We start from the raw sequence: 24,333 nt of genomic DNA on the forward strand, positions 1-24,333 counted from the left end.
TGAAGAACCAGTGAAGCGCTCAGCGGCGCCCCGTCCGGTGTGAGGCGTTATCTAAGGGGTCGCGCTTTTGGTGTCAACAGCCATGGAATCGATTTTTCGCATCCTCTTCATAAAAACTGCAAAAGCGTAATTCCGTCAGTCGTTTGGCAGGTGCTGCGGATGTGTGCGGGGCGCCATTCTCCCTCTGTACGGCGTCGTGGAGGGAACCGGATGCAAGCTCGATCTTTGACCATGCACAGGCCCGTTGGCGCAGCTGCGTCCTGCTCATTTCGCCGCGTCCCGACGGGCATCACCATCGTGTCCCCGGAGAGAACCGATGCTCAAGAACTACCCCAAGCCGCCCTTTCCCGATCAGCCGCAGCCGATGCCGGGCCAGACCGCGAAGATGGATCCCGTGCCGGACCATGGCGAGGACAGCTACAAGGGGTCGGGCCGGCTGGCCGGCAAGAAGGCTATCATTACGGGCGGGGACAGCGGCATCGGCCGCGCCGTCGCTTTGGCCTTCGCGCGTGAGGGCGCGGACGTGCTCGTCAGCTATCTTAACGAGGACGAGGATGCCCGCGAAACGCAGCGGCTGGTCGAGAGCGCCGGCCGCACCTGCGTGCTGATGCCGGGCGACATCTCCCAACCTGCGCACTGCCGCGCCATCGTGGACAGGGCGGTCTCCGAACTCGGCGGGCTCGACGTGCTGGTGAACAACGCCGCCCATCAGGCGACCTTCAGTGATGTGGGGGACATCAGCGACGAGGAGTGGGACATCACGTTCCGCACCAACATCCACGCGATGTTCTACCTGTCGAAAGCTGCCGTGCCGCACATGAAGGAGGGTGGCTCCATCATCAACACCACCTCGGTGAATGCCGACACGCCCAGCCCGCAGCTGCTGGCCTATGCCACCACCAAGGGCGCGATCCAGAACTTCACCGGCGGCCTGGCCCAGCTTCTGGCCGAGAAGGGCATCCGCGTGAACTGCGTGGCGCCGGGTCCGGTCTGGACGCCGCTGATCCCCTCCACAATGCCGGCGGAGAAGGTGAAGTCGTTCGGCGAGCAGGTGCCGATGAAGCGGCCGGGACAGCCAGCCGAGCTGGCGCCGGCCTATGTGATGCTGGCCTCAGACGAGGCAAGCTACATTTCTGGCGCGACCATCGCGGTCACCGGCGGAAAGCCCATCATCTGACGGGGCATCTGATGGTGCGCGGCGGCCCGGTCAGCCTTGCGCCATGCGGGCCGCCGTCCATGTAAGGCAGGAGAGGGTGGCACCTATCGTCCGCTGCCCGTAAGGCAGAGATCCCCGTGCATTTCCCTTTCGACAACAGCTATGTGCGCTTGCCCGCGCCGTTCCATGCCGCCGTGCAGCCCACCCCCGTGGCCGCGCCGCGCCTCCTGAAGCTGAACCGCGCATTGGCGGTTGAACTCGGGCTCGATCCCGACGCGCTCGAGACGACTGAGGCCGTGGAGGTTTTTGCAGGCAACAAGGTCCCGGAGGGCGCAGAACCCGTTGCCCTCGCTTATGCCGGCCACCAGTTCGCCAATTTCGTGCCGGCGCTCGGCGACGGGCGTGCCATCCTCCTCGGCGAAGTGATCGACCGCAACGGTCAGCGCCGTGACATCCAGTTGAAGGGCTCCGGCCCCACGCCGTTCTCGCGCCGGGGTGATGGGCGGGCGGCGATCGGCCCGGTCCTGCGGGAATATCTCATCAGCGAAGCCATGCACGCGCTCGGCATCCCAACGACACGCTCGCTCGCCGCCGTGGCGACAGGCGAGCCCGTCTGGCGCGAATCGCAATTGCCCGGCGCCGTGCTGACGCGCGTTGCGGCAAGCCATGTCCGCATCGGCACCTTCCAGTACTTCGCGGCGCGCGGAGACGTGGAGGCCACCCGGACTTTGGCCGACCATGTGATCGCCCGGCACTATCCGGAGCTCGCAGGCCATGAGGACCGCTACACGGCGTTCTTCGATGCCGTGATCGGGCGGCAGGCGTCCCTGATCGCGCAATGGCTGCATGTGGGCTTCATCCATGGCGTGATGAACACCGACAATATGACGGTGTCCGGCGAGACCATCGACTACGGCCCGTGCGCCTTCATGGATGCGCATGATCCCAACACCGTGTTCAGCTCCATCGACCGGCAGGGGCGTTATTCCTACGGCAACCAGCCGGGCATCGCGCAGTGGAACCTGACCCGCCTTGCCGAGTGCCTGTTGCCGCTGCTCGACGAGAACACCGACCGCGGCGTGGAGAAGGCCGAGGCGCTGATCGGCGGGTTCGCCAAGCGCTTCAACGACAGCTTTGTGGGCGGGCTTCGCCGCAAGCTGGGTCTCGCGACGGCGCGAGAGGGCGATGCGGAGCTGGCGCGGGATCTGCTGCAGGCCATGTTCTCGGGCCGCGCGGACTTCACGCTGACCTTCCGGCGGTTGGCCGATGCGGTTGAGCGAGGTGCGGGAGAGGAAGGCGTCCGTGAGTTGTTCGAAACCACGGACGGCCTTGATGCATGGCTTGAGGTCTGGCGTGCCCGCTTGGCGGAAGAAGGCGCCGACGGCGCGGAGGTGCGCGACCGGATGCGGTCGGTGAACCCGGCCTACATCCCCCGCAACCACCGCGTCGAGATGGCGCTCATGGCGGCGGCGGAGGACAACGATCTCCGGCCATTTGAAGAGATGCTCGACGTGCTGTCGCGGCCCTTCGAGGACCAGCCCGGCCGGGAGGCCTATACGCTTCCCCCGCCGCAGGAGCAGCGGGTGTACCAGACCTTCTGCGGCACCTGAACTCACGCCCTCGGCGTGGGGAGCAGCGCTAGCCGTGTCAGAGGCTGTGGGTTCCGGCCTGCGCCGGAACGCTGCGGAGCGACTTGGCGGCGTCCCGGCGCAGGCCGGGACCCATACGCCGTATCCCGGCGGTTCTGCTAGGAGGAACGAAGCCGGCTTGCGCGGCGCATGATTTCGCGCATGCTTGAAAACGAAACAAAACGAAAGTTCGCTTTCCATGCCCGACATCAGCGTGCGCCAGCAGGAGATCATCGATCTCGCCCGCGCCCGCGGCCGCGTTGCGGTCGATGACCTCGCCTCGCGTTTCGAGGTCACGCCGCAAACGATCCGTAAGGATCTGAACGAGCTCTGCGAACGGAGGCTGCTGTCGCGCGTCCATGGCGGCGCCATGGTGGCGTCGGGCGTGGAGAACCTGGGCTATGAGGCGCGGCGCCAGATCGGTTCTCGGGAGAAACGCGCCATCGGCGAGGCGGCGGCGCGGCTGATCCCCAACAACTCGTCCTTGTTCCTCAATATCGGCACCACCACGGAGGAGGTCGCCCGGGCCCTGTCCGATCATGAGGGGCTGCTGGTCATCACCAACAACCTCAACATCGCCAGCATCCTCTACCCGCATCCGCGCATCGACGTGATCGTGGCGGGTGGTCCGGTCCGCCGCTCGGATGGCGGGGTGATCGGCGGCGCGGCGGTGGATTTCATCAAGCAGTTCAAGGTGGATCACGCCGTCATCGGCACCTCCGCCATCGATCCGGACGGCGCCTTGCTGGACTACGACTTTCGGGAAGTGCGCGTCAGCCAGGCCATCATCGGCAATTCACGCAAGGTCATCCTCGCGGCCGACCGCTTCAAGTTCGAGCGCTCGGCGCCCATCCGCGTGGCGCATATGAGCCAGGTCAATGTGTTCGTGACCGACTGGCTCTCGTCGGAGCCGGTCGCCGCCGCCTGCCGCGAGCACGGGGTCGAGGTCATCGAAACCAGCGGTGAGCCGGACGCGGATGATGTCGGCTGATTTTCGATAAAGCTTTCGTTTCGTGCCTATTGTGCTTCGTTTCGTTTTCTCCTAGCCTCGCTTTTAACAAAGAGGAGCGGGCAATGACCCGCTCACGACAGGCGAGGGAAACGTGGCCGAAGCGATGTACGACATCGCCATTGTGGGCGGCGGCATCAACGGATGCGGCATCGCACGGGATGCGGCCGGCCGTGGGCTGAAGGTCTTCCTCTGCGAGAAGAACGACTTCGGTTCCGCCACCTCCTCGGCCTCCACCAAGCTCATCCATGGCGGCCTGCGCTATCTCGAGTTCTATGAGTTCCGGCTCGTCCGAGAAGCTCTGATGGAGCGCGAGCGGCTGCTCGCCATCGCCCCGCACATCATCTGGCCGATGCGCTTCGTGCTGCCGCATCATGTCGGCCTGCGCCCGCGCTGGATGCTGCGGCTCGGCCTGTTCCTCTACGACAGCCTTGGGGGCCGCAAGCTGCTGCCGCGCGCGCGGTCCATCGACCTCGCGCATTCGCCCTATGGGGCGCCGCTCAAGGACGAACTGCGCTCCGGTTTCGAATATTCCGATTGCTGGGTCGAGGACTCGCGGCTGGTGGTGCTCAACGCCATGGATGCCGCCGCGCATGGCGCAAGCATGAACCCACACACACGCTGCGTCTCGGCCGTGCGCGAAGAAGGCGCGTGGCGCGTCGCGGTGGAGCGTGACGGAGCGCCCCGGCAGATCACCGCGCGCGTGCTGGTCAATGCCGCCGGCCCGTGGGTGGGAGAGGTGCTGCATGACCAGTTGCAGCGGCCCTCGCACGCACCCATCCGCCTCGTGAAGGGCAGCCACATCGTGGTGCGCAAGCTGTTCGACCACGACCACGCCTACATCTTCCAGAACGCCGATGGGCGGATCATCTTTGCCATCCCCTACGAGCAGGACTTCACCCTGATCGGCACCACCGACCAGGACTATGAGGGCGACCCGTCCGCAGTGTCGGCTTCACAGGGCGAGATCGACTATCTCTGCGCCAGCGCCAGCGAATATTTCCGCCGACCGGTGACGCCCGATCAGGTGGTGTGGACTTATTCCGGCGTGCGCCCGCTCTACGATGACGGCGCATCCACGGCCCAGAAGGCCACGCGTGACTATGTGCTCGACCTCGATGCACCCGATGGCCTGCCGCCGCTGCTCAGCGTGTTCGGCGGCAAGATCACGACCTATCGCCGCCTGGCGGAGGCGGTCCTCGACCGGCTGTCCGCCCATCTCCCCCCTGACCGTTCGTGGACCGCGAACGCCCCCCTGCCAGGCGGCGACTTTTCACCAGAAGATGCAGAACGCCTGATGGCGCGCCTGCGTGCGTCTTATCCGTTCCTGTCATCGGGATGGGCCCGGCGGCTCATCCGCGCCTATGGGACACGCGCCGCCCAGATCCTTGGGCCGGCAAAGCGCACGGAGGATCTCGGCCGGGATTTCGGCGCCGGCCTTACCGAGGCCGAGGTGTCCTACCTCGTGGAACATGAATGGGCGCGCAGCGCAGCAGATGTGCTGTGGCGACGCTCCAAGCTCGGCCTTCATCTCGATGCGGAGCAGCGCGCCGCGCTCGAAACCCACATGACGATTGGGCGCTTCAGCGCTCATTCGGCGGCCTGAGGAAACGCCATGTCGCTCGTCCTCGATGCCGTTTCGAAGGTGGTGGGGCGCAGCACGCATATCGCCGATGTCTCGCTGGCGCTTGAGGCGGGCAGCCTCAACGTGCTGCTCGGGCCCACGCTCTCGGGCAAGACCACGCTCATGCGCATCATGGCCGGCCTGGAGCCGCCGACATCGGGTCGCGTGCTGTTCGAGGGGCACGACGTCACCGGCGTGCCGGTGCGCCGCCGCAATGTGGCGATGGTCTACCAGCAGTTCATCAATTACCCCGCCCTCAGCGTCTACGAGAACATAGCCTCGCCGCTGCGCGTGGCCGGGAGGCCGAAGAGCGAGATCGACAGCCGCGTCATGGAAGCCGCGCGCCTGCTGCGGCTCGAACCCATGCTGGAGCGCACGCCGCTGGAGCTCTCCGGTGGCCAGCAGCAGCGCACCGCGCTGGCCCGCGCGCTGGTGAAGAACGCCTCGCTCGTGCTGCTCGACGAGCCGCTCGCCAATCTCGACTACAAGCTGCGCGAGGAACTGCGCGAAGAGCTCCCGAAGATATTCGCCGCCGCCGGTGCTATCCTTGTCTATGCGACGACCGAACCCTCGGAAGCGCTGCTGCTCGGCGGCAATACGGCAACCCTGCACGAAGGCCGCGTTACGCAGTTCGGCCGCACGCTCGACGTCTACCGCCAGCCCGTAGACCAGAGGACGGCGGCGGTGTTTTCCGATCCGCCGATGAACTTCCTGAAAGCGGACATTCGCGGCGGCGTCGCCTGCACGCCGGAAGGCATCGTCCTTCCGCTGCCGCCTACGCATGCGGCGCTGCCGGACGGGGCCGCGGTTCTTGGCTTCCGTCCCGATCATCTTCACCTGCAACGCCGCGACGCCGGCAGCGTGGCTTTGGCCGCGACGGTGGCTGTCGTGGAGATCACCGGCTCCGAGAGCTTCGTGCATGTGACACATGGCGGTGCCCGCTGGATCGCGCTGGCGCATGGCGTCCACGATCTGCGGCCGGGAACGCCCATCGAGGTCCATCTCGACCCGCGCCGCATCTTCCTGTTCGACGCGGCCGGGCAACTCCTCAGCGCGCCCGAGCGCGCGGAAGCGGCGTGAGGCGGCGCACATGGCGACGATCAAACTCGACCAACTCGCCCATGCCTACAGGCCCAACCCGCAGGCGCCGTCCGATTACGCGCTGCGGCCTCTGAACCTCGAATGGCGCGACGGTGGCGCCTATGCCCTGCTTGGCCCCTCGGGCTGCGGCAAGACCACCTTGCTCAACATCATTTCCGGGTTGGTGCGTCCGAGCGAGGGCCGCGTGCTGTTCGATGGTCGCGACGTCACCGACGTGCCGACAGAACAGCGCAACATCGCGCAGGTGTTCCAGTTCCCCGTCGTCTACGACACCATGACGGTCTACGAGAACCTTGCCTTCCCGCTGCGCAACCGGGGCATGAGCCGGTCCGAAGTCGATGGCCGGGTGCGCGAGATCGCGGCCATGCTGGACATGTCGGCGGAGCTGAACCGCCGTGCCAGCCGGCTGACAGCCGACGCCAAGCAGAAGATCTCGCTCGGGCGCGGCCTTGTCCGCAACGACGTGGCGGCCGTGCTGTTCGACGAGCCGCTGACGGTGATCGATCCGGCGCTGAAATGGCAGCTGCGCTCGCAGCTGAAGCAGCTTCAGGCCCGCGTCGGCCGCACCATGATCTATGTGACGCACGACCAGACGGAGGCCATGACCTTCGCGGACACGGTCGTGGTGATGTTCGAGGGCGAGGTGGTGCAGATCGGCACTCCGGCGGAGTTGTTCGCCAGGCCGGCCCACACATTCGTCGGCTATTTCATCGGCTCGCCGGGCATGAATGTGCTGCCCGCGCGGGTGGAGGGGGATCGCGCGCAGGTCGGCGGCTCCACCATCCGCTTGGCACAGGGCTATCCCCGCTTGCCCGATGGCGAGCGCATCGAGATCGGCATCCGTCCCGAAGACCTGCGCTTCGCCGCGAGCGGGGAGGGGCTGCCCATCCGCATCAGCCGCGTCGACGATATCGGCCGCATCAAGATCGCCCGCGCCCGCTTCGAGGACCACGACCTCAACCTCGTGCTTCCCGAGGGGGCGCAGGTTGCCACCGGCGCGGGCGTCGCCGTTCCCGTGCCGGACCGCGTCCACGTCTATGCCGGCGGGCACCTCGTCGAGGGGGAGGCGTGATGGACAAGCCGTTCAACAACCGCGCCTGGTTCCTTGTCCTGCCGGTGTTCCTGCTGGTCGCCTTCTCGGCCATCCTGCCCCTGATGACGGTGGTGAACTATTCGGTTCAGGACACCTTCGGGAACAACCAGTTCTTCTGGGCGGGCACCTCCTGGTACACCGAGCTGCTGGCCTCCGAGCGCTTCCACGCGGCCCTGCTGCGCCAGATCACCTTCTCCGCCATCATCCTCGCTATCGAGATCCCGCTCGGCGTCCTCATCGCTCTGTGCATGCCGCGAGGGGGCTTCTGGTCCTCGGTGACGCTCGTCCTGATGGCCCTGCCGCTGCTGATCCCGTGGAACGTGGTCGGCACCATCTGGCAGATGTTCGGGCGCGGCGATATCGGCCTGCTCGGCTACACGCTGAACAGCCTCGGCCTGAACTACAATTATGTGCAGGATGCAGAGGACGCCTGGATCACCATCGTGGTGATGGATGTCTGGCACTGGACGTCTCTGGTGGCCTTGCTGGCCTATGCCGGGCTGCGCTCCATCCCGGAGGCCTATTATCAGGCCGCCCGCATCGACGGAGCGTCGCGCTGGTCGGTGTTCCGGCTGATCCAGCTGCCGAAGATGAAGCACGTCCTCGTCATCGCGGTGCTGCTGCGCTTCATGGACAGCTTCATGATCTACACGGAGCCGTTCGTGCTGACCGGCGGCGGGCCGGGCAATTCCACCACCTTCCTGTCCATCGACCTCGTGAAGATGGCGCTCGGCCAGTTCGACCTCGGCCCGGCGGCGGCGATGTCGATCGTCTACTTCCTCATCATCCTGCTGTTCTCGTGGATCTTCTACACGGTGATGAACCGCGACGAGAGCGCCAGGGCGCCGGAGGGCACGTCATGAAGCGGGCAATCCTCGTCCTCTACATCCTGTTCCTGCTGGTGCCGATCTACTGGCTCGTGAACATGTCGTTCAAGACGAACCAGGAGATCCTGACCACGATGACCCTGGTGCCGATGGCGCCGACGCTGGCCAATTACGCCGTCATCTTCACCGATCCGGCCTGGTACAACGGCTACATCAACTCCATCAGCTATGTGGTGCTGAACACGGTCATCTCGATCGCGGTGGCCCTGCCGGCGGCCTATGCGTTCTCGCGCTACCGCTTCCTCGGCGACAAGCACATGTTCTTCTGGCTGCTGACGAACCGCATGGCGCCGCCGGCTGTGTTCGCGCTGCCCTTCTTCAACCTCTATTCGGCGATCGGCCTGTTCGACACGCCGCTGGCGGTGGCGCTCGCGCACTGCCTGTTCAACGTGCCTCTGGCCGTGTGGATCCTCGAGGGCTTCATGTCCGGCGTGCCCCGGGAGATCGACGAAACGGCCTATATCGACGGCTACAGCTTCCCGCGTTTCTTCCTGAAGATATTCGTGCCGCTCATCGCGTCCGGCATCGGCGTCGCTGCCTTCTTCTGCTTCATGTTCTCGTGGGTGGAACTGCTGCTGGCGCGCACGCTCACTTCGGTCTCGGCCAAACCCATCGCGGCCACCATGACGCGCACCGTCTCGGCCTCGGGCATCGACTGGGGCGTGCTGGCGGCGGCCGGCGTGCTGACCATCATTCCCGGCGCGCTCGTGATCTATTTCGTCCGCAACTACATCGCCAAGGGCTTCGCCCTGGGGAGGGTGTGATGAGGCATCCGCACGGCGCGCACGCTCCCTCTCCCTTGAGGGGAACGGGTCGGGGTAGGGGGGCTGAAAGCCTCGATTTCCTTCCGGCCCTCACCCGCACGCCTGCGGCGTGTCGCCCTCTCCCTGCCGGGGAGAGGAGAAGGGGCGCGCGGCATGGATGACCTTTCCGGCTTCGCCTGGATGGCGTGGACGCCTCAGACCGCCGCCTTCTTCGGCACCATCGCGCTGTTCCTCGTCGGCATGACGGTGTGGGAGCGCATCTCCCCGTCCGGTGAACGCAGCGGCGTGCTCCGCATCACCACCACGCGCGGAGACCGGCTGTTCATCTCGCTTCTCGGCGCCGCCTTCATCCATCTCGGCTGGCTGGCCTTTGTCGGCCCCGATCTTTGGTGGGCCCTTGCCGTTTCCGTCGTCTACGCATTCGCGGTGTTCCGCTGGGTGTGAGGACGACGAGACTGACATTCCGCGGGCCAGCGTTCGGGACCCGTGGCTGAAAAAAGAAGAACGAACGTGGGAGGACAACATGCGCAGACACATCACCGGCATGGCGGCAACGGCCATGGTTCTGGTGCTCGGAAGCGTGCCGGCCTTCGCGGACAGGGATGCCGCGCAGCGCTGGGTCGACACCGAGTTCCAGCCTTCGACGCTCTCCAAGGAAGAGCAGATGAAGGAGATGGACTGGTTCATCAAGGCGGCGGAGCCCTTCAAGGGCATGCAGATCAACGTCGTCTCCGAGACCATCACCACGCACGAATATGAATCGAAGACGCTGGCCAAGGCCTTCAGCGAGATCACGGGCATCAAGCTGACGCACGACCTGATCCAGGAAGGCGACGTGGTCGAGAAGATCCAGACGCAGATGCAGTCCGGGAAGAACATCTACGATGCGTGGGTGAACGACTCCGACCTGATCGGCACCCATTTCCGCTACAAGCAGGCCATCCCGCTGACCGACTTCATGGCCGGCGAGGGGGCGGACGTGACGAGCCCGACGCTCGATCTGCCGGACTTCATCGGCACCAGCTTCACCACCGCGCCCGACAAGAAGATGTACCAGCTGCCCGACCAGCAGTTCGCGAACGTCTACTGGTTCCGGCAGGACTGGTTCCAGCGGCCGGAGCTGAAGGAGCGGTTCAAGGCCAAGTACGGCTACGAACTCGGCGTGCCGGTGAACTGGTCGGCCTATGAGGACATCGCCGAGTTCTTCACCAACGACGTGAAGGAGATCGACGGGGTCAAGGTCTATGGCCACATGGACTATGGCAAGAAGGACCCCTCGCTGGGCTGGCGCTTCACCGATGCCTGGCTCTCCATGGCCGGCAATGGCGATCGCGGGCTGCCCAACGGCCTTCCCGTCGACGAATGGGGCGTGCGCATGGAAGGCTGCCGGCCCACGGGCTCCTCGGTCGAGCGCGGCGGCGACACCAATGGCGCGGCGGCGGTCTACTCCATCGTCAAATATGTGGAATGGCTGAAGAAGTATGCGCCTCCGCAGGCCGGCGGCATGACCTTCTCGGAGTCCGGCCCCGTTCCCGCGCAGGGCAATGTTGCCCAGCAGATGTTCTGGTACACCGCCTTCACCGCCGACATGGTGAAGCCCGGCCTGCCGGTGGTGAACGCGGACGGCACGCCGAAATGGCGCGTGGCCCCGTCGCCGAAGGGTGCGTACTGGAAGGAGGGCATGAAGCTCGGCTATCAGGACGTCGGGTCGTGGACGCTGCTGAAGTCCACGCCGCTGGAACGCCGCAAGGCGGCCTGGCTCTACGCCCAGTTCGTGAACTCCAAGTCCGTCTCGCTGAAGAAGAGCCATGTCGGCCTCACCTTCGTCCGCGAGAGCGACATCTGGGACAAGACGTTCACGGAACGTGCGCCGAAGCTCGGCGGCCTCATCGAGTTCTACCGCTCGCCGGCCCGGACGCAGTGGTCGCCCACGGGCAACAACATCCCGGATTATCCGAAGATGGCGCAGCTCTGGTGGCAGAACATCGGTGACGCATCCTCCGGCGCGAAGACCGCTCAGGAAGCCATGGACTCGCTGGCCAACGCGCAGGACCAGGTCATGGCCCGCCTCGAACGTGCCGGCGTGCAGGGCGAGTGCGGTCCGAAGCTGAACGAGAAGCAGACCGCGCAGTACTGGATGGACAAGGCCAAGGCCGACGGCAACATCGCGCCCCAGCCCAAGCTCGACAACGAGAAGCCCAAGGGCGAGACGATCGACTACGACACCCTCATCAAGTCGTGGCCGGCGAACCCGCCGAATGCGCGGGCAAGTGCAGGTGGCGCGCCGGCTATGGAGCCTGCCAAGGCGCCTTGATCTTGCTCCTCATGCGGGTCAAGCCCGGCATGAGGAAGGGAGAGGCAACGAGATCGGAGGCCGGGAGCGATCCCGGCCTCCGTCGTACAGGCGGCACAAGACCGTCGGCAGAGGGGAGAGATCATGGCCGGCCATATCCTTGCGGTGGACCAGGGCACCACGTCCACGCGGGCCATCCTGTTCACGGCCGCGCTCGACGTGGTCGCCGTTGCGCAGAAGGAATTCCCTCAGCACTTCCCCGAGCCGGGCTGGGTCGAGCACGATCCGGAGGATCTCTGGGCCACCACCATCGCGACGGTGAACGAGGTTCTGGCGCGCGCCGACCTGAAGGCCTCCGACGTCGCCGCACTCGGCATCACCAACCAGCGCGAGACGACGGTGGTCTGGGACCGGCAGACCGGTCGCGCCATCCACAATGCCATTGTCTGGCAGGACCGCCGCACGGCTGAGCGCTGCGCCGAACTGAAGGTGCAGGGCGCGGAGGAACTGGTGTCCGCGCGCACGGGGCTGATCGTGGATTCCTATTTCTCGGGCACTAAGATCGCCTGGATCCTCGACCAGGTGCCCGGAGCGCGGGACCGGGCGGAGCGGGGCGAACTGGCCTTCGGCACGGTGGACAGCTTCCTGCTGTGGCGGATGACCGGCGGGGCGGTGCACGCCACAGACGCCACGAACGCCTCGCGTTCCATGATCTACGACATCGCCAAGGGAGCCTACGATCCGGAGTTGATGCGCCTGGTCGGCGTGCCGGAGGCCGTGCTTCCGGAGGTGCGGGATTCATCCTGCGATTTCGGCACCACGCTCCCGCACCTGTTCGGCGGTGCCATCCGCGTCTGCGGCATCGCGGGGGACCAGCAGGCGGCCGTGGTGGGGCAGGCCTGTTTCCGCCCCGGAATGATGAAGGTGACCTACGGCACCGGCGCCTTTGCGCTGCTCAATATCGGGGAGACGCCCGTTGCCTCCCGAAATCGGCTGCTGACCACCGTCGCCTACCAGCTCAATGGCCGCCGCACCTATGCGCTGGAGGGCGCCATCTTCGTGGCCGGCGCGGCGGTGCAATGGCTGCGGGACGGTCTCGGCATCATCAAGACGGCTTCGGAGACGCAGGCGCTCGCCGAAGCCGCCGATCCCGGGCAGGACGTCTATCTCGTGCCGGCCTTTGTCGGTCTGGGCGCACCGTACTGGGACTCGGAAGCGCGCGGCATGTTGACGGGCATCACGCGGGGCACCGGACGGGCCGAGATCGCCCGCGCCGCATTGGAGAGCGTCGGCTATCAGACGCACGATCTCTACACGGCCATGCGCGCCGACTGGCCGACGGATGAGAGCGCGGTGCTGCGCGTGGATGGCGGAATGGTGGCTTCGGACTGGGCCATGCAGTTCCTGGCCGACATGCTGGGCGCGCCGGTCGATCGTCCGGTTATCGCCGAGACCACGGCACTGGGCGCGGCTTATCTGGCGGGTCTGGAGGCCGGGCTGTGCCCGCCGCCCGACCAGTTCGGCCGCGGCTGGAAGCTGGACAGGCGTTTCACGCCCTCTGAACTCGACGGTGACCGCGCGCGCAAGCTGGACGGCTGGCACCGCGCGGTTGCGCGGGCGCGCTCAGGTGGTGGCTGATCTGGCGTGGCCTAGGCGTAGGGCACCCAGAACAGATGGAGCATCTCGAGGATCGTCCCGCCCACGAGGGCTGTCACCAGCAGGACGATTTCGAGGTCGTTGTCCATCACATGCTCCGCAGGATCCACGGTACAGGGTGCCACCACATCGCGGCTGGCAACAAGCCCGCTAGCACCCCCGCAAAGCATTATTCGGGCGTGCCGTTCCGCTCACCGTCGCTGTCGCCATCAAGATCAGGTGATGCGCGAAGAACCCGCCCGGGATAGCGCCCGTAGCGCACCCCGGGACCCTCGGCGCCGCCATCCTCGGGGATCATCGTCATGCCCTGCTGCTCGAAGCAGAACTGCAGCTTGTGCATGGTGTCCAGCGTGACATTCGGCACGCCATAGACCTGCTCTATGCGGCGGATGGTCTTCTCACTGACCCCTGAGCGCCGCGCCAGCTCGTCCACGCTCCACCGAAGGGCGGCGCGCGCCATGCGGATCTGACACGCTGTAAGCGCCACGCGCCCGCCTGAGGAGAAATTCAGGGACGAAATCCGGTCATCCATGACCGCATTTGAACGCTTCCCGCCACTGTGTCTAGCCTTCGTTAGCGTCCGCTCTACAAACGGGTCTCGCAGGATCGTATTCCTTCATGTCCTCTCGTCGTTTCGCCAGTTCAAAACCCGCCCGCGCCGCTGTCGTAGGGGCCGGGCCGGGCGGTCTCGCTTCGGCCATGCTGCTGGCCGCCTCGGGCATGCAGGTCACCGTCCATGAGAGGCTCGGAGCCGTCGGCGGCCGCACGCGTGTCATCGAGAACGGCGGCTATCGCTTCGATGTGGGTGCCACCTTCTTTCTCTATCCCGACATCCTGCGCGGCATCTTCGCCCAGTGCGGGCTGGAGATGGACGACTTCCTCACGCTGAAGCGTGTCGACCCGCAATACCGCCTCGCCTTCGAGGGCGGGCCCGACATCTATGCGACTCAGGATTTAGACCGGCTGGAGCGCGAGATCGCCAAGATCGATGCGCAGGACGCTCGCAATGTGCGGCTGTTCCTGGAGCGTGGACGGCGCAAGCTGAAGGCCTTCACGCCCGTGCTACGCAAGCCGTTCAACAGCCTCTCGGACTATCTGGCGCCCGACGTGCTGTCCTCGCTGCGGATGCTTGCGCCCCTGCGCTCGGTGGACACCGATATGGGCAGCCTGTTCCGCGATCCGCGCACGCGCCTGGCCTTCTCGTTCCAGACCAAATATCTCGGAATGTCGCCGTTCCGCTGCCCCAGCCTGTTCACGATCCTGGCCTTTCTGGAGTTCGAGTACGGCATCTGGCACCCGCTCGGGGGCTGCGGCCAGCTCAGCGAGGCCATGGCGGCGGCCGCGCGCCAGCTCGGTGCGGAGATCCGGCTGGGCGACCCGGTCGAGGAGATCGTCTTCGAGGGCCGCACCGCCAAGGGCGTGCGCACGGCAGACGGTGTCAGCCAAGCCGATGTGGTTGTCGTGAACGCCGATTTTGCGGCCAATATCCCGAAGCTGATCCCCAATCATCTTCGGCGCCGCTGGTCTGACGCCAAGATCGACAAGACCAAGCTCTCCTGCTCCACCTTCATGCTCTATCTTGGCATCGAGGGCGATTACCCGGAGCTCGACCACCACACGATCTTCCTGTCCAAGGATTATCGCGGAAATATCGAGGCCATCGAGAACGGGCTGCGTCCGCCGGCTGAGCCTTCGATTTACGTGCAGAACCCCAGCCGCACCGATCCTGCATTCGGCGGACGCGACGGCTCGTCGCTCTACGTGCTTGTGCCGGTCGGCCATTGCGGCGCGACGGACTGGGCCGCAGAGCGCCAGCCCTTCCGCGATCTCGTGGTGCAGCGGCTGGAGCAACTTGGGCTGACAGGACTAGGCGCGCGCATTCGGACCGAGAAGATCGTGACCCCGGATGACTGGACCAGCGAACTGGCGATCCATCGCGGCGCGACGTTCAACCTGTCCCACAGTCTTGACCAGCTGCTCTACTTCCGGCCGCACAACCGCTTCGAGGATGTGGACGGCGTCTACCTTGTGGGCGGCGGCACGCATCCTGGCTCCGGACTGCCGGTGATCTATGACGGCGCCCGGATCACGTCCGACCTGATCCTGCGCGATTTGGGGCTGGAATCGAGGCTCACGGCATGAACCCGCAGTCCTGCAATGGCAAAGGCCGCGACCGCGCCGCCGGCCAGCAGGTCCGGCAGGTAATGGCCGCCCGCGCTGAGGGTCGCCACGACGATGGCGGCGTTCACGAGGAGGGCCACGAGGTTCAGCGCCGGGATGCGCCACAGCGCCCAGACGGTCAGCAGGGCCAGGCAGACATGGAAGCTCGGAAAGGTGACGAGGCCGCGTATGTCGGTCAGCGCCAAGGTCTGCAGCGTTCCGTTCCGCAGCGCTTCCAGCGGCTGCAGATGCCAGACGGCACCCACCGTCTCCAGCCGGTCAAGACCGGCGGCAACGCCGTAATGGGCGTACGGCCCCTCGGCGGGGAACAGCGCGGAAACGCCGATTGCCACGGCCAGCGTGATGCAGAACATCCGGACATAGGCCCAGAGGCGGTCGAACTCCCGCGCGGCGCTCAGCGCCACTACCACCAATCCGACCTGCGGCCCGCTGGTGTGGTAGGCCTGCGCCAGCAGATGGGCGAGTGTCTCGTGCTGCTCGATCCACGCGATATAGGCCGGCCAGTCGAAGCCGAGCCCGCTCTCCCAGGCAGACAGCTGGTCGTCGAACAGCGGACGGCCGAGCGCGGCTGCAAGATAGTGCAGCACGGCGATCGCGATGGTGAAGGCGCCGAGGCCAGCGGTGGACAGCGCCATGCCGGCCAGCACGGGCTCCGGCTTCACGCGCGTCCAGAACGCGCCGGCAGCGGCGAGTGCGGCGATGACGAGGGCGGCGACCCCGAAGCCCTGCACCTCAAGCGCGATCCCGCTTGCCGCCAGCCAGACCAGATCCACAACGAGGATGGCGCCGGCAGCCAAAAAGATCGGGGTAGCGGGATGGCGGGTCTGTTCGGTGCGGAAGGTCGTGCCCTGAACCGTCGCCGCACCGCTCATCCCGTCCGCTCCCGTCCTCTTGCCAATGCTCCGGCAGAGATAGCTAGACTACGCATGGCGCCCGTTTTGGTTCGCCATCGCGCTTCACCAGATCGTCAGAGGTCATGATGAGCAGAGGCATCCATCCTGTAGGCGTCATCGGCGGCGGACTTGGCGGTCTCGCTGCAGCCGCCGTCCTGTCCGCACGCGGGCACGACGTCGTGGTGTTCGACAAGAACAGCTGGATGGGCGGCAAGGCGGCGCTGTTGGAGCAGGATGGCTTCCGCTTCGACATGGGGCCGACCATCCTGACCGTGCCGGCCGTGCTGCGCCGCATCTTCTCCGAAGCCGGCGAAAAGCTGGAAGACCACATCGACCTCATCAGGCTCGATCCGCAATGGCGCTGCTTCTTCGAGGACGGCGGCGTGCTCGACCTGCGCGAGAGCGTGGACGACATGGAGCGGGAGTTGGAGGCGTTCGCGCCGGGCAAGAAGCTCGGCGACGGCTACCGGCGGTTCCAGAAGCTGGCCGAGCGGCTGAACGATATCTCGGAGCGCTTCTTCTTCTGGAAGTCCGTCGAGGGCCTGAAGGACACGATGGACTTCCGGCGCAATCTCGATCCGAAGACCCTTTCGGACGTGCTGGCGCTGCGCATGGGCCAGTCGGTCGCCGGCATCATCCGCCGCCATGTGCCGGAAGAGCGCGTGGCGCAGATGCTGGACCATTACACCCAGTATGTCGGCTCATCGCCCTTCGCCTCGCCGGCGGTGCTGTGCGCCATCGCCCATATGCAGGCGAGCGGCGGCGTCTGGTATCCGCGGGGTGGCACACGCGCGGTGGCCGAGGCGCTGAAGGCGTTCGCGGAACGGCATGGCGCCCGCTTCATCACCGACACAGAGGTTACCGGCCTCGACATGCCGGGCGACTGCGTGAAGGCGGTGAAGACGGCGAACGGTTCGGTCCATCCCGTCAGCGCGGTGGTGTCGAACATGGACGCGATCCGCACCTATCGCGAACTCGTGGGCGGCAAGGCGGCGGAGCATTACGACCGGCAGGGGCATGAGGCCGCCTGCTCGGGCGTGGTGCTCTATCTCGGCCTGTCCAAGCGCTACGAGCACCTCCAGCACCATGACTTCGTGTTCTCGCGCGATGCCAAGGAGGAGTTCGACTACATCTACAAACGTGGCGAGCCGGCTCCGGACCCAACCTGCTACATCGCCGCGCCAGCCATCACGGACCCGACGGTGGCTCCGGAAGGCGGCGAGGCGCTCTATGTGCTGGTGCACGCGCCCTATCTTCGGCCCCACCATGACTGGAACGCCATGTTCCCGGCCTACCGCCAGACAATCCTGGACAAGCTGAAGCGCACGGCGGGCCTGCACGACATCGAGGAGCGCATCGTCTTCGAGAGCCACCTGACGCCGCAGGACATCCATGACCGCTACAAGGTCCTGAACGGGGCCATCTACGGGCTGGCAAGCCACGGCAAGTTCACCGGAGCGTTCAAGCCTGGCAATCGCAGCCGCCACATCGAAGGGCTGTACCTCGCGGGCGGGGCGGCGCATCCGGGCCCCGGAATGCCCATGGTGATGATGTCCGGCTGGATTGCCGCCGACGCACTGGACAGCGATCGCGCAGCGCGTCCGGCGGAAGCTGCGGAATAGATGCCGGGCGCGCCGAACAGCGCCGAGGACGTCCTGCGGCGGCGCTCGCCCCGCATGGTGGCGCTGTTCACGCGTATCTTCCGGCATTCACTGCTGCGCGATTTCCATGCCATGCGGTTTTCGAAGTCCGGTTCGCTGCCGGCCTCCGGCACGCCGCACCTCGTGCTCTACAGCAACCATCCCTCGTGGTGGGATCCGGTGGCGTTCCTGCTCCTGGGGGACCGTCTGTTCCATGGGCGGCCGGGCTTCGCACCCATCGATGAGCGGATGCTGAAGAGCTACGGCTTCTTCGAACGCATCGGCGTCTTTGGCGTGGACATCGAAAGCCGTGCCGGCGCCGTGCGCTTCCGGGACATCGCCTCGGCGGTGCTTGCCGATCCTGCGCGCATCCTGCTGGTGACGGCGCAGGGGCGCTTCGCCGATGTGCGCGAGCGCCCGCTGGTCCTCAAGCCCGGCATTGCCCATGTGGCGGACTGGTGCGAGGACGCCGTCTTCGTGCCGCTGGCGCTGGACTATGTGTTCTGGGACGAGCGCAAGCCGGAGCTGCTGGTGCGCTTCGGTGAGGCGACCACGGCGGCGGAGCTGCGCGCCCGTTCCAGCCGCGAAAGGCTGGCCCTGCTGGAGCAGGCTCTGGAAGAGAGCATGGACCGGCTGGCGGCGGAGGCCATCTCCCGCAACGCCGATCTCTTCACCCCGCTGGAAGCCGGACGCACCGGGGTGGGAGGCGTCTACGACCTGTGGCGCCGGGCGCGGGCGGGCTTGAGCGGCGAACGCTTCACCGGCACGCATGGGCCGGAGCCGCGATGACCCTCCTTGCGATCCTCGCGCTGGTGCTGGCCGTGCTGCCGGCCGTCATGACCTTCGTGAACCTGCCAGTGCTGCGGACGCCGCCGCTTCCGGCTATCCCGCCGCGAATTGCCATCCTGATCCCGGCGCGGGACGAGGAAGCGGGCATCGGCGCATGCCTGGATGCGGCGCTTGCGAGCACCGCCGCCGATGTGGAGGTCTTCGTGCTGGACGATGCCTCGACCGACCGCACGGCGGAGATCGTCCGCGAGCGCATGACCGGGGACCCGCGCCTTCGGCTGGAGCAGGCACCCGCGCTTCCCGCCGGCTGGAACGGCAAGCAGCACGCCTGCCAAGTACTCGCCGGGCTGACGGACAGGCCCGTGCTGCTCTTCGTCGATGCCGATGTGCGACTTGCCCCCGAAGGTGGCGCGAGGCTTGCGGAAGGCATGCGCCTCGCCGGCGCCGACCTCGCGAGCGGCGTACCGCGCCAGATCACCGGCAGCCTGCTGGAGCGCATGGTCATACCCATGATCAACGGCCTGCTGCTCGGCTATCTGCCCATGCGCCTGATGCGCAGCGATCCCCGCCCGACGCTCGCCGCCGGCTGCGGGCAGATGATGATGGTGCGCCGCGACGCCTACATCGCTGCCGGCGGTCATGCGGCCATCCGCACATCGCTGCACGACGGCCTGAAGCTGCCGCGCCTGTTCCGGGAGCGCGGCTTCAGGACCGAACTCGTCGATGGGACACAACTTGCGCACTGCAGGATGTACGACAGCGCACCGGCTCTCGTCAGTGGTCTGCTGAAAAACGCGACGGAGGGCATGGCGCGTCCGGTTGCCCTGCCGATCTGGACGCTGCTGCTGCTCGGCGGGCAGGTGCTGCCGTTCGTGCTGTTGCTGGTCTCCATCGTTGTCGGAAACGTCGCCTCGCTGCTCATCTCCGGCATCGCCTGCATCGCTGTGCTGGCCGCGTGGACCGCGCAGGCCCGACAGGTCGGGGAGCCTCTATCTTCTGTGATCCTGCGGCCCCTCGGGGTGCTCGTTCTGCTCGGCATCCAGTGGGCCGCTTTGGTGCGGCAGAAGCTCGGCATCCGGACGCAATGGCGGGGCCGTGCCTATCAGGCGCAGAGCTGATGCATGAGGCCGGTGTGGATGCTGCGTTCGGGCCTTTGCGCGCGGCGCAGGACCAGCGGGGCGGGCTCACCCCCGAAGAGCGGCGGGACCGGCTCAAGCGCCTGCGCGCGGTCGTCAGAGACGGGGCCGAAGCCATCGCCGCCGCCGTGGACGTGGATTTTCGAGGGCGCTCGCGGCACGAGACGCTGATGTCCGAAGTCGGCGTCGTCCTCGCTGCCATAGACCACGCTCTTCCACGCCTGCGGCGCTGGGCTGCGGACGAGCGGGTATCTGTTGGCTGGCGCTATTGGCCGGCACGGGGAGGGGTGGTCAAGCAGCCGCTCGGCGTCGTCGGCGTCCTTTCGCCGTGGAACTACCCGGTGCAGCTTTCGCTGATGCCCGTGGTCGGAGCCTTGGCGGCGGGTTGCCGCGTCCTGCTCAAGCCATCGGAACTTGCGCCTGCCACGGCAGATCTGCTCGCCCAGCTGGTGCGCGACAACTTTGCCCCGGATGAGTTCGCCGTTGTAACCGGAGGCGCCGATGTGGCCGCATCCCTGACGCGGCTGCCTCTGGACAAGATCGTCTTCACCGGCTCCGGCCGGATTGCACGTGAAGTGCTGCACGCGGCCGCCGACAACCTGACCCCCGTGCTTCTCGAACTCGGGGGCAAATCGCCCGCCGTCGTTCACAGCTCCGCCGATCTGAAGGTCGCCGCCGACAGCATTATCGGCGGCAAGCTGCTGAATGCCGGCCAGACCTGCGTGGCGCCCGACCACGTCTTCGTGCCGGCTGACCTGCGTGACGCTTTCGTCAGGGCCTGCCGCGACGCGGCGCGGAGGTTCTATCCGGACAATGGCGCCGGACCGGATTACAGCGCGGTGCTCGGCGACGGCGGACGTGCGCGGCTGCTGGCGCTTCAGGATGGCTTGCAGCGGGTGCCGCTTTTCGAAGCGGAGCCGGCGACCCCCAAGCTCGCACCGGCGCTGGTCATTGACCCTCCGGAGGGCAGCCGCGTGCTGCGCGAGGAGATTTTCGGCCCCGTGCTTCCGGTGCTGACCTATACGCGAACCGAAGAGGTTACGGCACATATCGCATCCGGGCCGGACCCTCTCGCGCTCTACCTCTTTGCGAGGGATCGCGGCTGGATCGACGAGATGATCGCCAAGACCCGGTCCGGAGGTGTCGCCATCAACGAAACCGTGCTGCACGTGGCGGTGGAGGCGCTGCCCTTCGGCGGCGTCGGCGCATCGGGCTACGGCGCCTATCACGGGCGCGCCGGCTTCGATGCCTTCACCCACCGCCGCTCGGTGTTCGTCCAGAGCCGCTACAGCGGAACCCGCCTGATGCGTCCCCCTTACGGGGCCATGGCCGACCGCGTCCTCCGCTTCATCGCGCGCTGAGGCCCACCAAGGTCCGGGTTGATGGCGGACGGACCTGCCGATACTGCGAGCCCATGAAAACGCCCGATCCACACCTCGCCGCCGCCGGCCGCGCCACCCAGCCGCCGGAGGGCCCGGCTCTTGTCATCTTCGATTGCGACGGCGTGCTGGTGGACAGCGAAATCCTGGCTGGACGTGCCATCGCCGACAGCCTGGCGGAGACCGGGCTTGTGATGTCGCCGGAAGAGGTGATCGATGCCCTTGTCGGCACGGACGAGGCCGGCACGCGCCGCGAACTCGAACGCCTGATGGGGCACAAGGTGCCTCCCGGGTTCAACGAGGATAAGCGGCGCCGGCTGGACGCGCTCTACCTGACGGACCTCAAGGCCTTCGGCGGGATTGACGCGCTCCTGGGCAGGCTCGCCGTGCCGTTCTGCGTGGCGTCGAACAGCAAGCATGCGCGACTGCGCAAGACCTTTGCGATCACGGGGCTCGACCGTCTTGTGGAAGGGCGCGTCTTCAGCGCCGAGGATGTCGCCCGCGGCAAACCGGCGCCGGACCTCTACCTTCATGCCGCGAATGTCATGGGTGTGGCGCCCGAGCGCTGCCTTGTGGTGGAGGACAGCATTACCGGCGCGACCGCGGCTCTTGCGGCGGGCATGCAGGTCATCGGCTTCGTCGGCGGCTCGCACATCCGGGCGGGGCACGACCGGCAGCTTCTGGCGCTGGGAGCGGTGTCCGTGGTTGGGGACGTTCCGGCTCTCGCGCGGGAGTTCCAGCGAAGGAACGTGCCGCTCAGCGGCTAGGCCACAGCGACGCTGAGACGCGGCAAAGTTGACCCAGCCGAGCAACCTTTGGACAAGCTTTCTCGTACATTGTTGTACCGATGGGGGTACGTCGCACGTGTTCAAGAGTTTGCCCAAGCGTCTGTCGTCTCTGAGGGACAAGGCGACGCTCGGCCAGCAGATGGGCCTTGTCGCGGCACTTCTCTGCCTGGTGCTCGTGGCCAGCGCGTCCATCAGCGCGGCCCTGATCGCGCGCCAGCAGACCAAGGCCCGTGTAGAGGCCGAGATGACGACCCTCGCCTCCAACATGGCCGAGCGGCTCGACATGCGCATGTTCGAACGCCTCCGCGACGTGCGCAATCTCGCGGCCATGGAGCCGCTGCGGCGCATCTGGGAGGCCGACGACGCCGGCGACGCCCGCAATGTTCTGGAGCAGTTGCAGGCCTCCCTGTCTGAATACACCTGGATCGGCTTTGCGACGGCGGACGGCACTGTGAAAGCCTCGACGTCCGGGATGCTCGAAGGCAACAGCGTCGCCGCACGGCCGTGGTTCAAGCAGGGACTTCAGGGCCCGACGGCCCAGGACGTGCATGACGCCAAGCTTCTGGCGGGCCTTCTCGGTCCGTCGCCGGACAATGCGCCGTTCCGGTTCGTCGATGTCGCCGTGCCCGTCAATGGCTCGGATGGCCGGGTGGTTGGCGTGCTCGGTGCCCATATGAGCTGGACCTGGGCAACAGCGGTGCGCCGCGCGGTGCTCGACACGGTAGACCGCGGCCTGCAGACCGAAATCTGGGTGCTGGCGCAGGATGGAACGGCGCTGCTCGGTCCCGGCTTCGGTTCGCGCCCGCTGGACGCCGCCGCGCTGGAACGCATCAGGAGCAGCGGCCGGGTCACGCTGGAGGACGAGGCTACAAGGACGATGATGGCGGCCGTGGTCGCCAAGGGTTACCTCGATTACCCCGGTCTCGGCTGGACCGTGATCGCGCGCCGCCCGCTGGATGTGGCCATGGCGCCGGCCAATAACCTGGCGATTATCATCATGTTGGTGGGACTGGGCGTCGCGGTCGCCGGCGTGTTCGTCGCAGCCGGTGTCACGCATCGCCTGACACGCCCCCTGTGCCAGCTGGCTGAAAGCGTCGACCAGATCGGCCGTTCGCCGGGCACCACCATGGTCGAGCTCAAGAAGTCGTCCAAGGACGTGATGCGCCTGTCGCTTGCCATCCGCTCTCTGCTCCGCCGGGTGATGTCCGCGGAGGCGATGCAGGACCAGACCCTTGAGGTGCGGGCCGCGAACGAGGCGCTGACTGCGGAAAACAGGGCGCTGCAGGTGCTTGCCGACACCGATGCCTTGACCGGCCTGTTGAACCGCCGCGCTTTCCGCGATCTCGCGACGGACGCGATGGCGTATCACCGCCGGTACCGCCGGCCCCTCGGCGTGCTGATGATCGACATCGACCACTTCAAGGCTGTGAACGACGAGCATGGGCATGCATTCGGCGACCTCGTAATCCACGAGATCGGCAAGATCTTGCTGCTGGAAGCCCGCTCGCTGGACAAGGTCGCCCGCATCGGCGGCGAGGAGTTCGTCGTGCTGCTGCGCGACACCGAGGAAACGGGTCCCGAAATCCTGGCCGAACGCGTTCGCGCGCGCATCTCCCAGGCGATGATGCAGGGACCGGAGGCGCAGGCCGTCAAGGTGACCGTGTCTATCGGTGCCGCTCTCGCGGGTGCCGCCGACCGCGACATCGACGATGTCATCGAGCGCGCGGACAAGGCTCTCTACGAGGCAAAAAGCCGGGGCCGGAACAGGGTCGTCCTGGCCCATCCCGAAATCCAGACCGCGGCAGCCTGATCCTTCAGGCGTCCGGTTCGAGGGTTGCGGCGCAAGGCTCGGGAACTGGCACCACCGGTACCTGGAAGGCGCGCAGCATGGCCGCGATGTCCATGCCCTGCTGCGGGATGTCCGCGAACGTATAGCTGTCGAGCACGGCGAGGAAGGCCATCACCGCCTCCTTCAGCACCCGCGTCATCCCGCAGCCCCTGGCGATGGCGCAACTGCTGCAATCGACCAGATCGAAGCCGCCCTCCATGGAGCGCACCACCTGGCCGACGGTGATCTCCGAGGCCGGACGTGCCAGGCGGATGCCGCCCGCGCGGCCCCGCACGGTCGTGACATATCCGGCTTTTCCCAGTTCATGCACCACCTTCATCAGGTGGTTTTGCGAGATGCTGTAGGCGCGCGAGATATCGCCGATCGACGCCCGACGCTCGGGATGTGCCGCGAGGTAGACGAGAACGCGGATGGAATAATCTGTGTAGCGCGTCAGGCGCATATGGGCTCCGGCGGCCTCCTTCTTC

21 protein-coding genes are annotated in these 24,333 nt (G+C 66.5%); 18 read left to right on the top strand and 3 right to left on the bottom strand.

Annotation, left to right across the window (positions count from 1 at the left end; all coding sequences use genetic code 11):
• The first annotated feature begins 316 nt into the window (after window positions 1-316).
• The 11 genes from SCD90_RS06570 (at window position 317) to glpK (ending at window position 13,193) form a co-directional block, all read left to right on the top strand.
• Window positions 317-1,177, top strand: a complete 861-nt coding sequence (locus SCD90_RS06570; protein ID WP_319843854.1) for an SDR family oxidoreductase — start codon at window positions 317-319, stop codon at window positions 1,175-1,177.
• Window positions 1,178-1,287: 110 nt separating this feature from the next.
• Complete coding sequence (locus tag SCD90_RS06575) at window positions 1,288-2,766, top strand: protein adenylyltransferase SelO (RefSeq protein ID WP_319844125.1); 1,479 nt, start codon at window positions 1,288-1,290, stop codon at window positions 2,764-2,766.
• 217 nt (window positions 2,767-2,983) lie between these two features.
• Window positions 2,984-3,775 carry a DeoR/GlpR family DNA-binding transcription regulator gene (locus tag SCD90_RS06580; RefSeq protein WP_319843855.1) on the top strand — a complete coding sequence of 264 codons (792 nt, stop codon included), beginning with the start codon at window positions 2,984-2,986 and terminating at the stop codon, window positions 3,773-3,775.
• Between the two features lie 124 nt (window positions 3,776-3,899).
• On the top strand, window positions 3,900-5,399 hold the full coding sequence (gene glpD, locus SCD90_RS06585) for a glycerol-3-phosphate dehydrogenase (RefSeq protein ID WP_319844126.1): 1,500 nt from the start codon (window positions 3,900-3,902) through the stop codon (window positions 5,397-5,399).
• Between the two features lie 9 nt (window positions 5,400-5,408).
• Entirely contained in the window at window positions 5,409-6,497 is a 1,089-nt protein-coding gene (locus SCD90_RS06590; RefSeq protein ID WP_319843856.1) for an ABC transporter ATP-binding protein, read from the top strand.
• A 10-nt stretch (window positions 6,498-6,507) separates the two neighbouring features.
• Entirely contained in the window at window positions 6,508-7,590 is a 1,083-nt protein-coding gene (locus SCD90_RS06595) for an ABC transporter ATP-binding protein (RefSeq protein WP_319843857.1), read from the top strand.
• Complete coding sequence (locus SCD90_RS06600; protein ID WP_319843858.1) at window positions 7,590-8,474, top strand: carbohydrate ABC transporter permease; 885 nt, start codon at window positions 7,590-7,592, stop codon at window positions 8,472-8,474. Before SCD90_RS06595 ends, SCD90_RS06600 begins: the two co-directional genes overlap by 1 nt.
• Window positions 8,471-9,262: a carbohydrate ABC transporter permease gene (locus tag SCD90_RS06605; protein ID WP_319843859.1), complete on the top strand. Its 792-nt coding sequence runs from the start codon at window positions 8,471-8,473 to the stop codon at window positions 9,260-9,262. Before SCD90_RS06600 ends, SCD90_RS06605 begins: the two co-directional genes overlap by 4 nt.
• Before the next feature lie 153 nt (window positions 9,263-9,415).
• Window positions 9,416-9,706, top strand: a complete 291-nt coding sequence (locus SCD90_RS06610; protein WP_319843860.1) for a DUF2160 domain-containing protein — start codon at window positions 9,416-9,418, stop codon at window positions 9,704-9,706.
• A 79-nt stretch (window positions 9,707-9,785) separates the two neighbouring features.
• On the top strand, window positions 9,786-11,576 hold the full coding sequence (locus SCD90_RS06615) for an ABC transporter substrate-binding protein (RefSeq protein ID WP_319843861.1): 1,791 nt from the start codon (window positions 9,786-9,788) through the stop codon (window positions 11,574-11,576).
• 123 nt (window positions 11,577-11,699) lie between these two features.
• On the top strand, window positions 11,700-13,193 hold the full coding sequence (glpK, locus tag SCD90_RS06620; RefSeq protein WP_319843862.1) for a glycerol kinase GlpK: 1,494 nt from the start codon (window positions 11,700-11,702) through the stop codon (window positions 13,191-13,193).
• Window positions 13,194-13,380: 187 nt separating this feature from the next.
• Here the strand turns inward: glpK and SCD90_RS06625 are convergent, their stop codons facing one another.
• Window positions 13,381-13,671: a helix-turn-helix domain-containing protein gene (locus SCD90_RS06625; RefSeq protein WP_319843863.1), complete on the bottom strand. Its 291-nt coding sequence runs from the start codon at window positions 13,669-13,671 to the stop codon at window positions 13,381-13,383.
• 158 nt (window positions 13,672-13,829) lie between these two features.
• On the opposite strand from SCD90_RS06625, the gene crtI reads away from it, so the two are divergent.
• The gene (gene crtI, locus SCD90_RS06630; RefSeq protein WP_319843864.1) at window positions 13,830-15,353 is read left to right on the top strand and encodes a phytoene desaturase family protein; all 1,524 of its coding nucleotides are present in this window, start codon (window positions 13,830-13,832) and stop codon (window positions 15,351-15,353) included.
• Here crtI and SCD90_RS06635 read toward each other — a convergent pair.
• Window positions 15,281-16,264, bottom strand: a complete 984-nt coding sequence (locus tag SCD90_RS06635; protein ID WP_319843865.1) for a phosphatase PAP2 family protein — start codon at window positions 16,262-16,264, stop codon at window positions 15,281-15,283. The genes crtI and SCD90_RS06635 overlap by 73 nt on opposite strands.
• Before the next feature lie 107 nt (window positions 16,265-16,371).
• Here SCD90_RS06635 and SCD90_RS06640 point away from each other — a divergent pair, with 107 nt between their 5' ends.
• The 6 genes from SCD90_RS06640 (at window position 16,372) to SCD90_RS06665 (ending at window position 23,827) form a co-directional block, all read left to right on the top strand.
• Window positions 16,372-17,907 (top strand): phytoene desaturase family protein, encoded by a 1,536-nt coding sequence (locus SCD90_RS06640; protein WP_319844127.1) that lies wholly within the window; start codon window positions 16,372-16,374, stop codon window positions 17,905-17,907.
• A complete protein-coding gene (locus SCD90_RS06645; RefSeq protein WP_319843866.1) occupies window positions 17,908-18,714 on the top strand; it encodes a lysophospholipid acyltransferase family protein in 807 nt (268 codons plus the stop codon).
• Window positions 18,711-19,832, top strand: a complete 1,122-nt coding sequence (locus tag SCD90_RS06650) for a glycosyltransferase family 2 protein (RefSeq protein WP_319843867.1) — start codon at window positions 18,711-18,713, stop codon at window positions 19,830-19,832. The genes SCD90_RS06645 and SCD90_RS06650 overlap by 4 nt, the downstream gene beginning before the upstream one ends.
• Window positions 19,832-21,211: an aldehyde dehydrogenase family protein gene (locus tag SCD90_RS06655; RefSeq protein ID WP_319843868.1), complete on the top strand. Its 1,380-nt coding sequence runs from the start codon at window positions 19,832-19,834 to the stop codon at window positions 21,209-21,211. The genes SCD90_RS06650 and SCD90_RS06655 overlap by 1 nt, the downstream gene beginning before the upstream one ends.
• A gap of 53 nt (window positions 21,212-21,264) precedes the next feature.
• Entirely contained in the window at window positions 21,265-21,996 is a 732-nt protein-coding gene (locus SCD90_RS06660; protein WP_319843869.1) for an HAD-IA family hydrolase, read from the top strand.
• 97 nt (window positions 21,997-22,093) lie between these two features.
• Window positions 22,094-23,827: a sensor domain-containing diguanylate cyclase gene (locus SCD90_RS06665; protein ID WP_319843870.1), complete on the top strand. Its 1,734-nt coding sequence runs from the start codon at window positions 22,094-22,096 to the stop codon at window positions 23,825-23,827.
• Between the two features lie 4 nt (window positions 23,828-23,831).
• Here the strand turns inward: SCD90_RS06665 and SCD90_RS06670 are convergent, their stop codons facing one another.
• Entirely contained in the window at window positions 23,832-24,308 is a 477-nt protein-coding gene (locus SCD90_RS06670; protein WP_425265658.1) for an Rrf2 family transcriptional regulator, read from the bottom strand.
• Between the last annotated feature and the right edge of the window lie 25 nt (window positions 24,309-24,333).

It is taken from the genome of Terrihabitans rhizophilus, assembly GCF_033898525.1.
Classification (GTDB): Bacteria; Pseudomonadota; Alphaproteobacteria; order Rhizobiales; family Methylopilaceae; genus Flaviflagellibacter; species Flaviflagellibacter rhizophilus.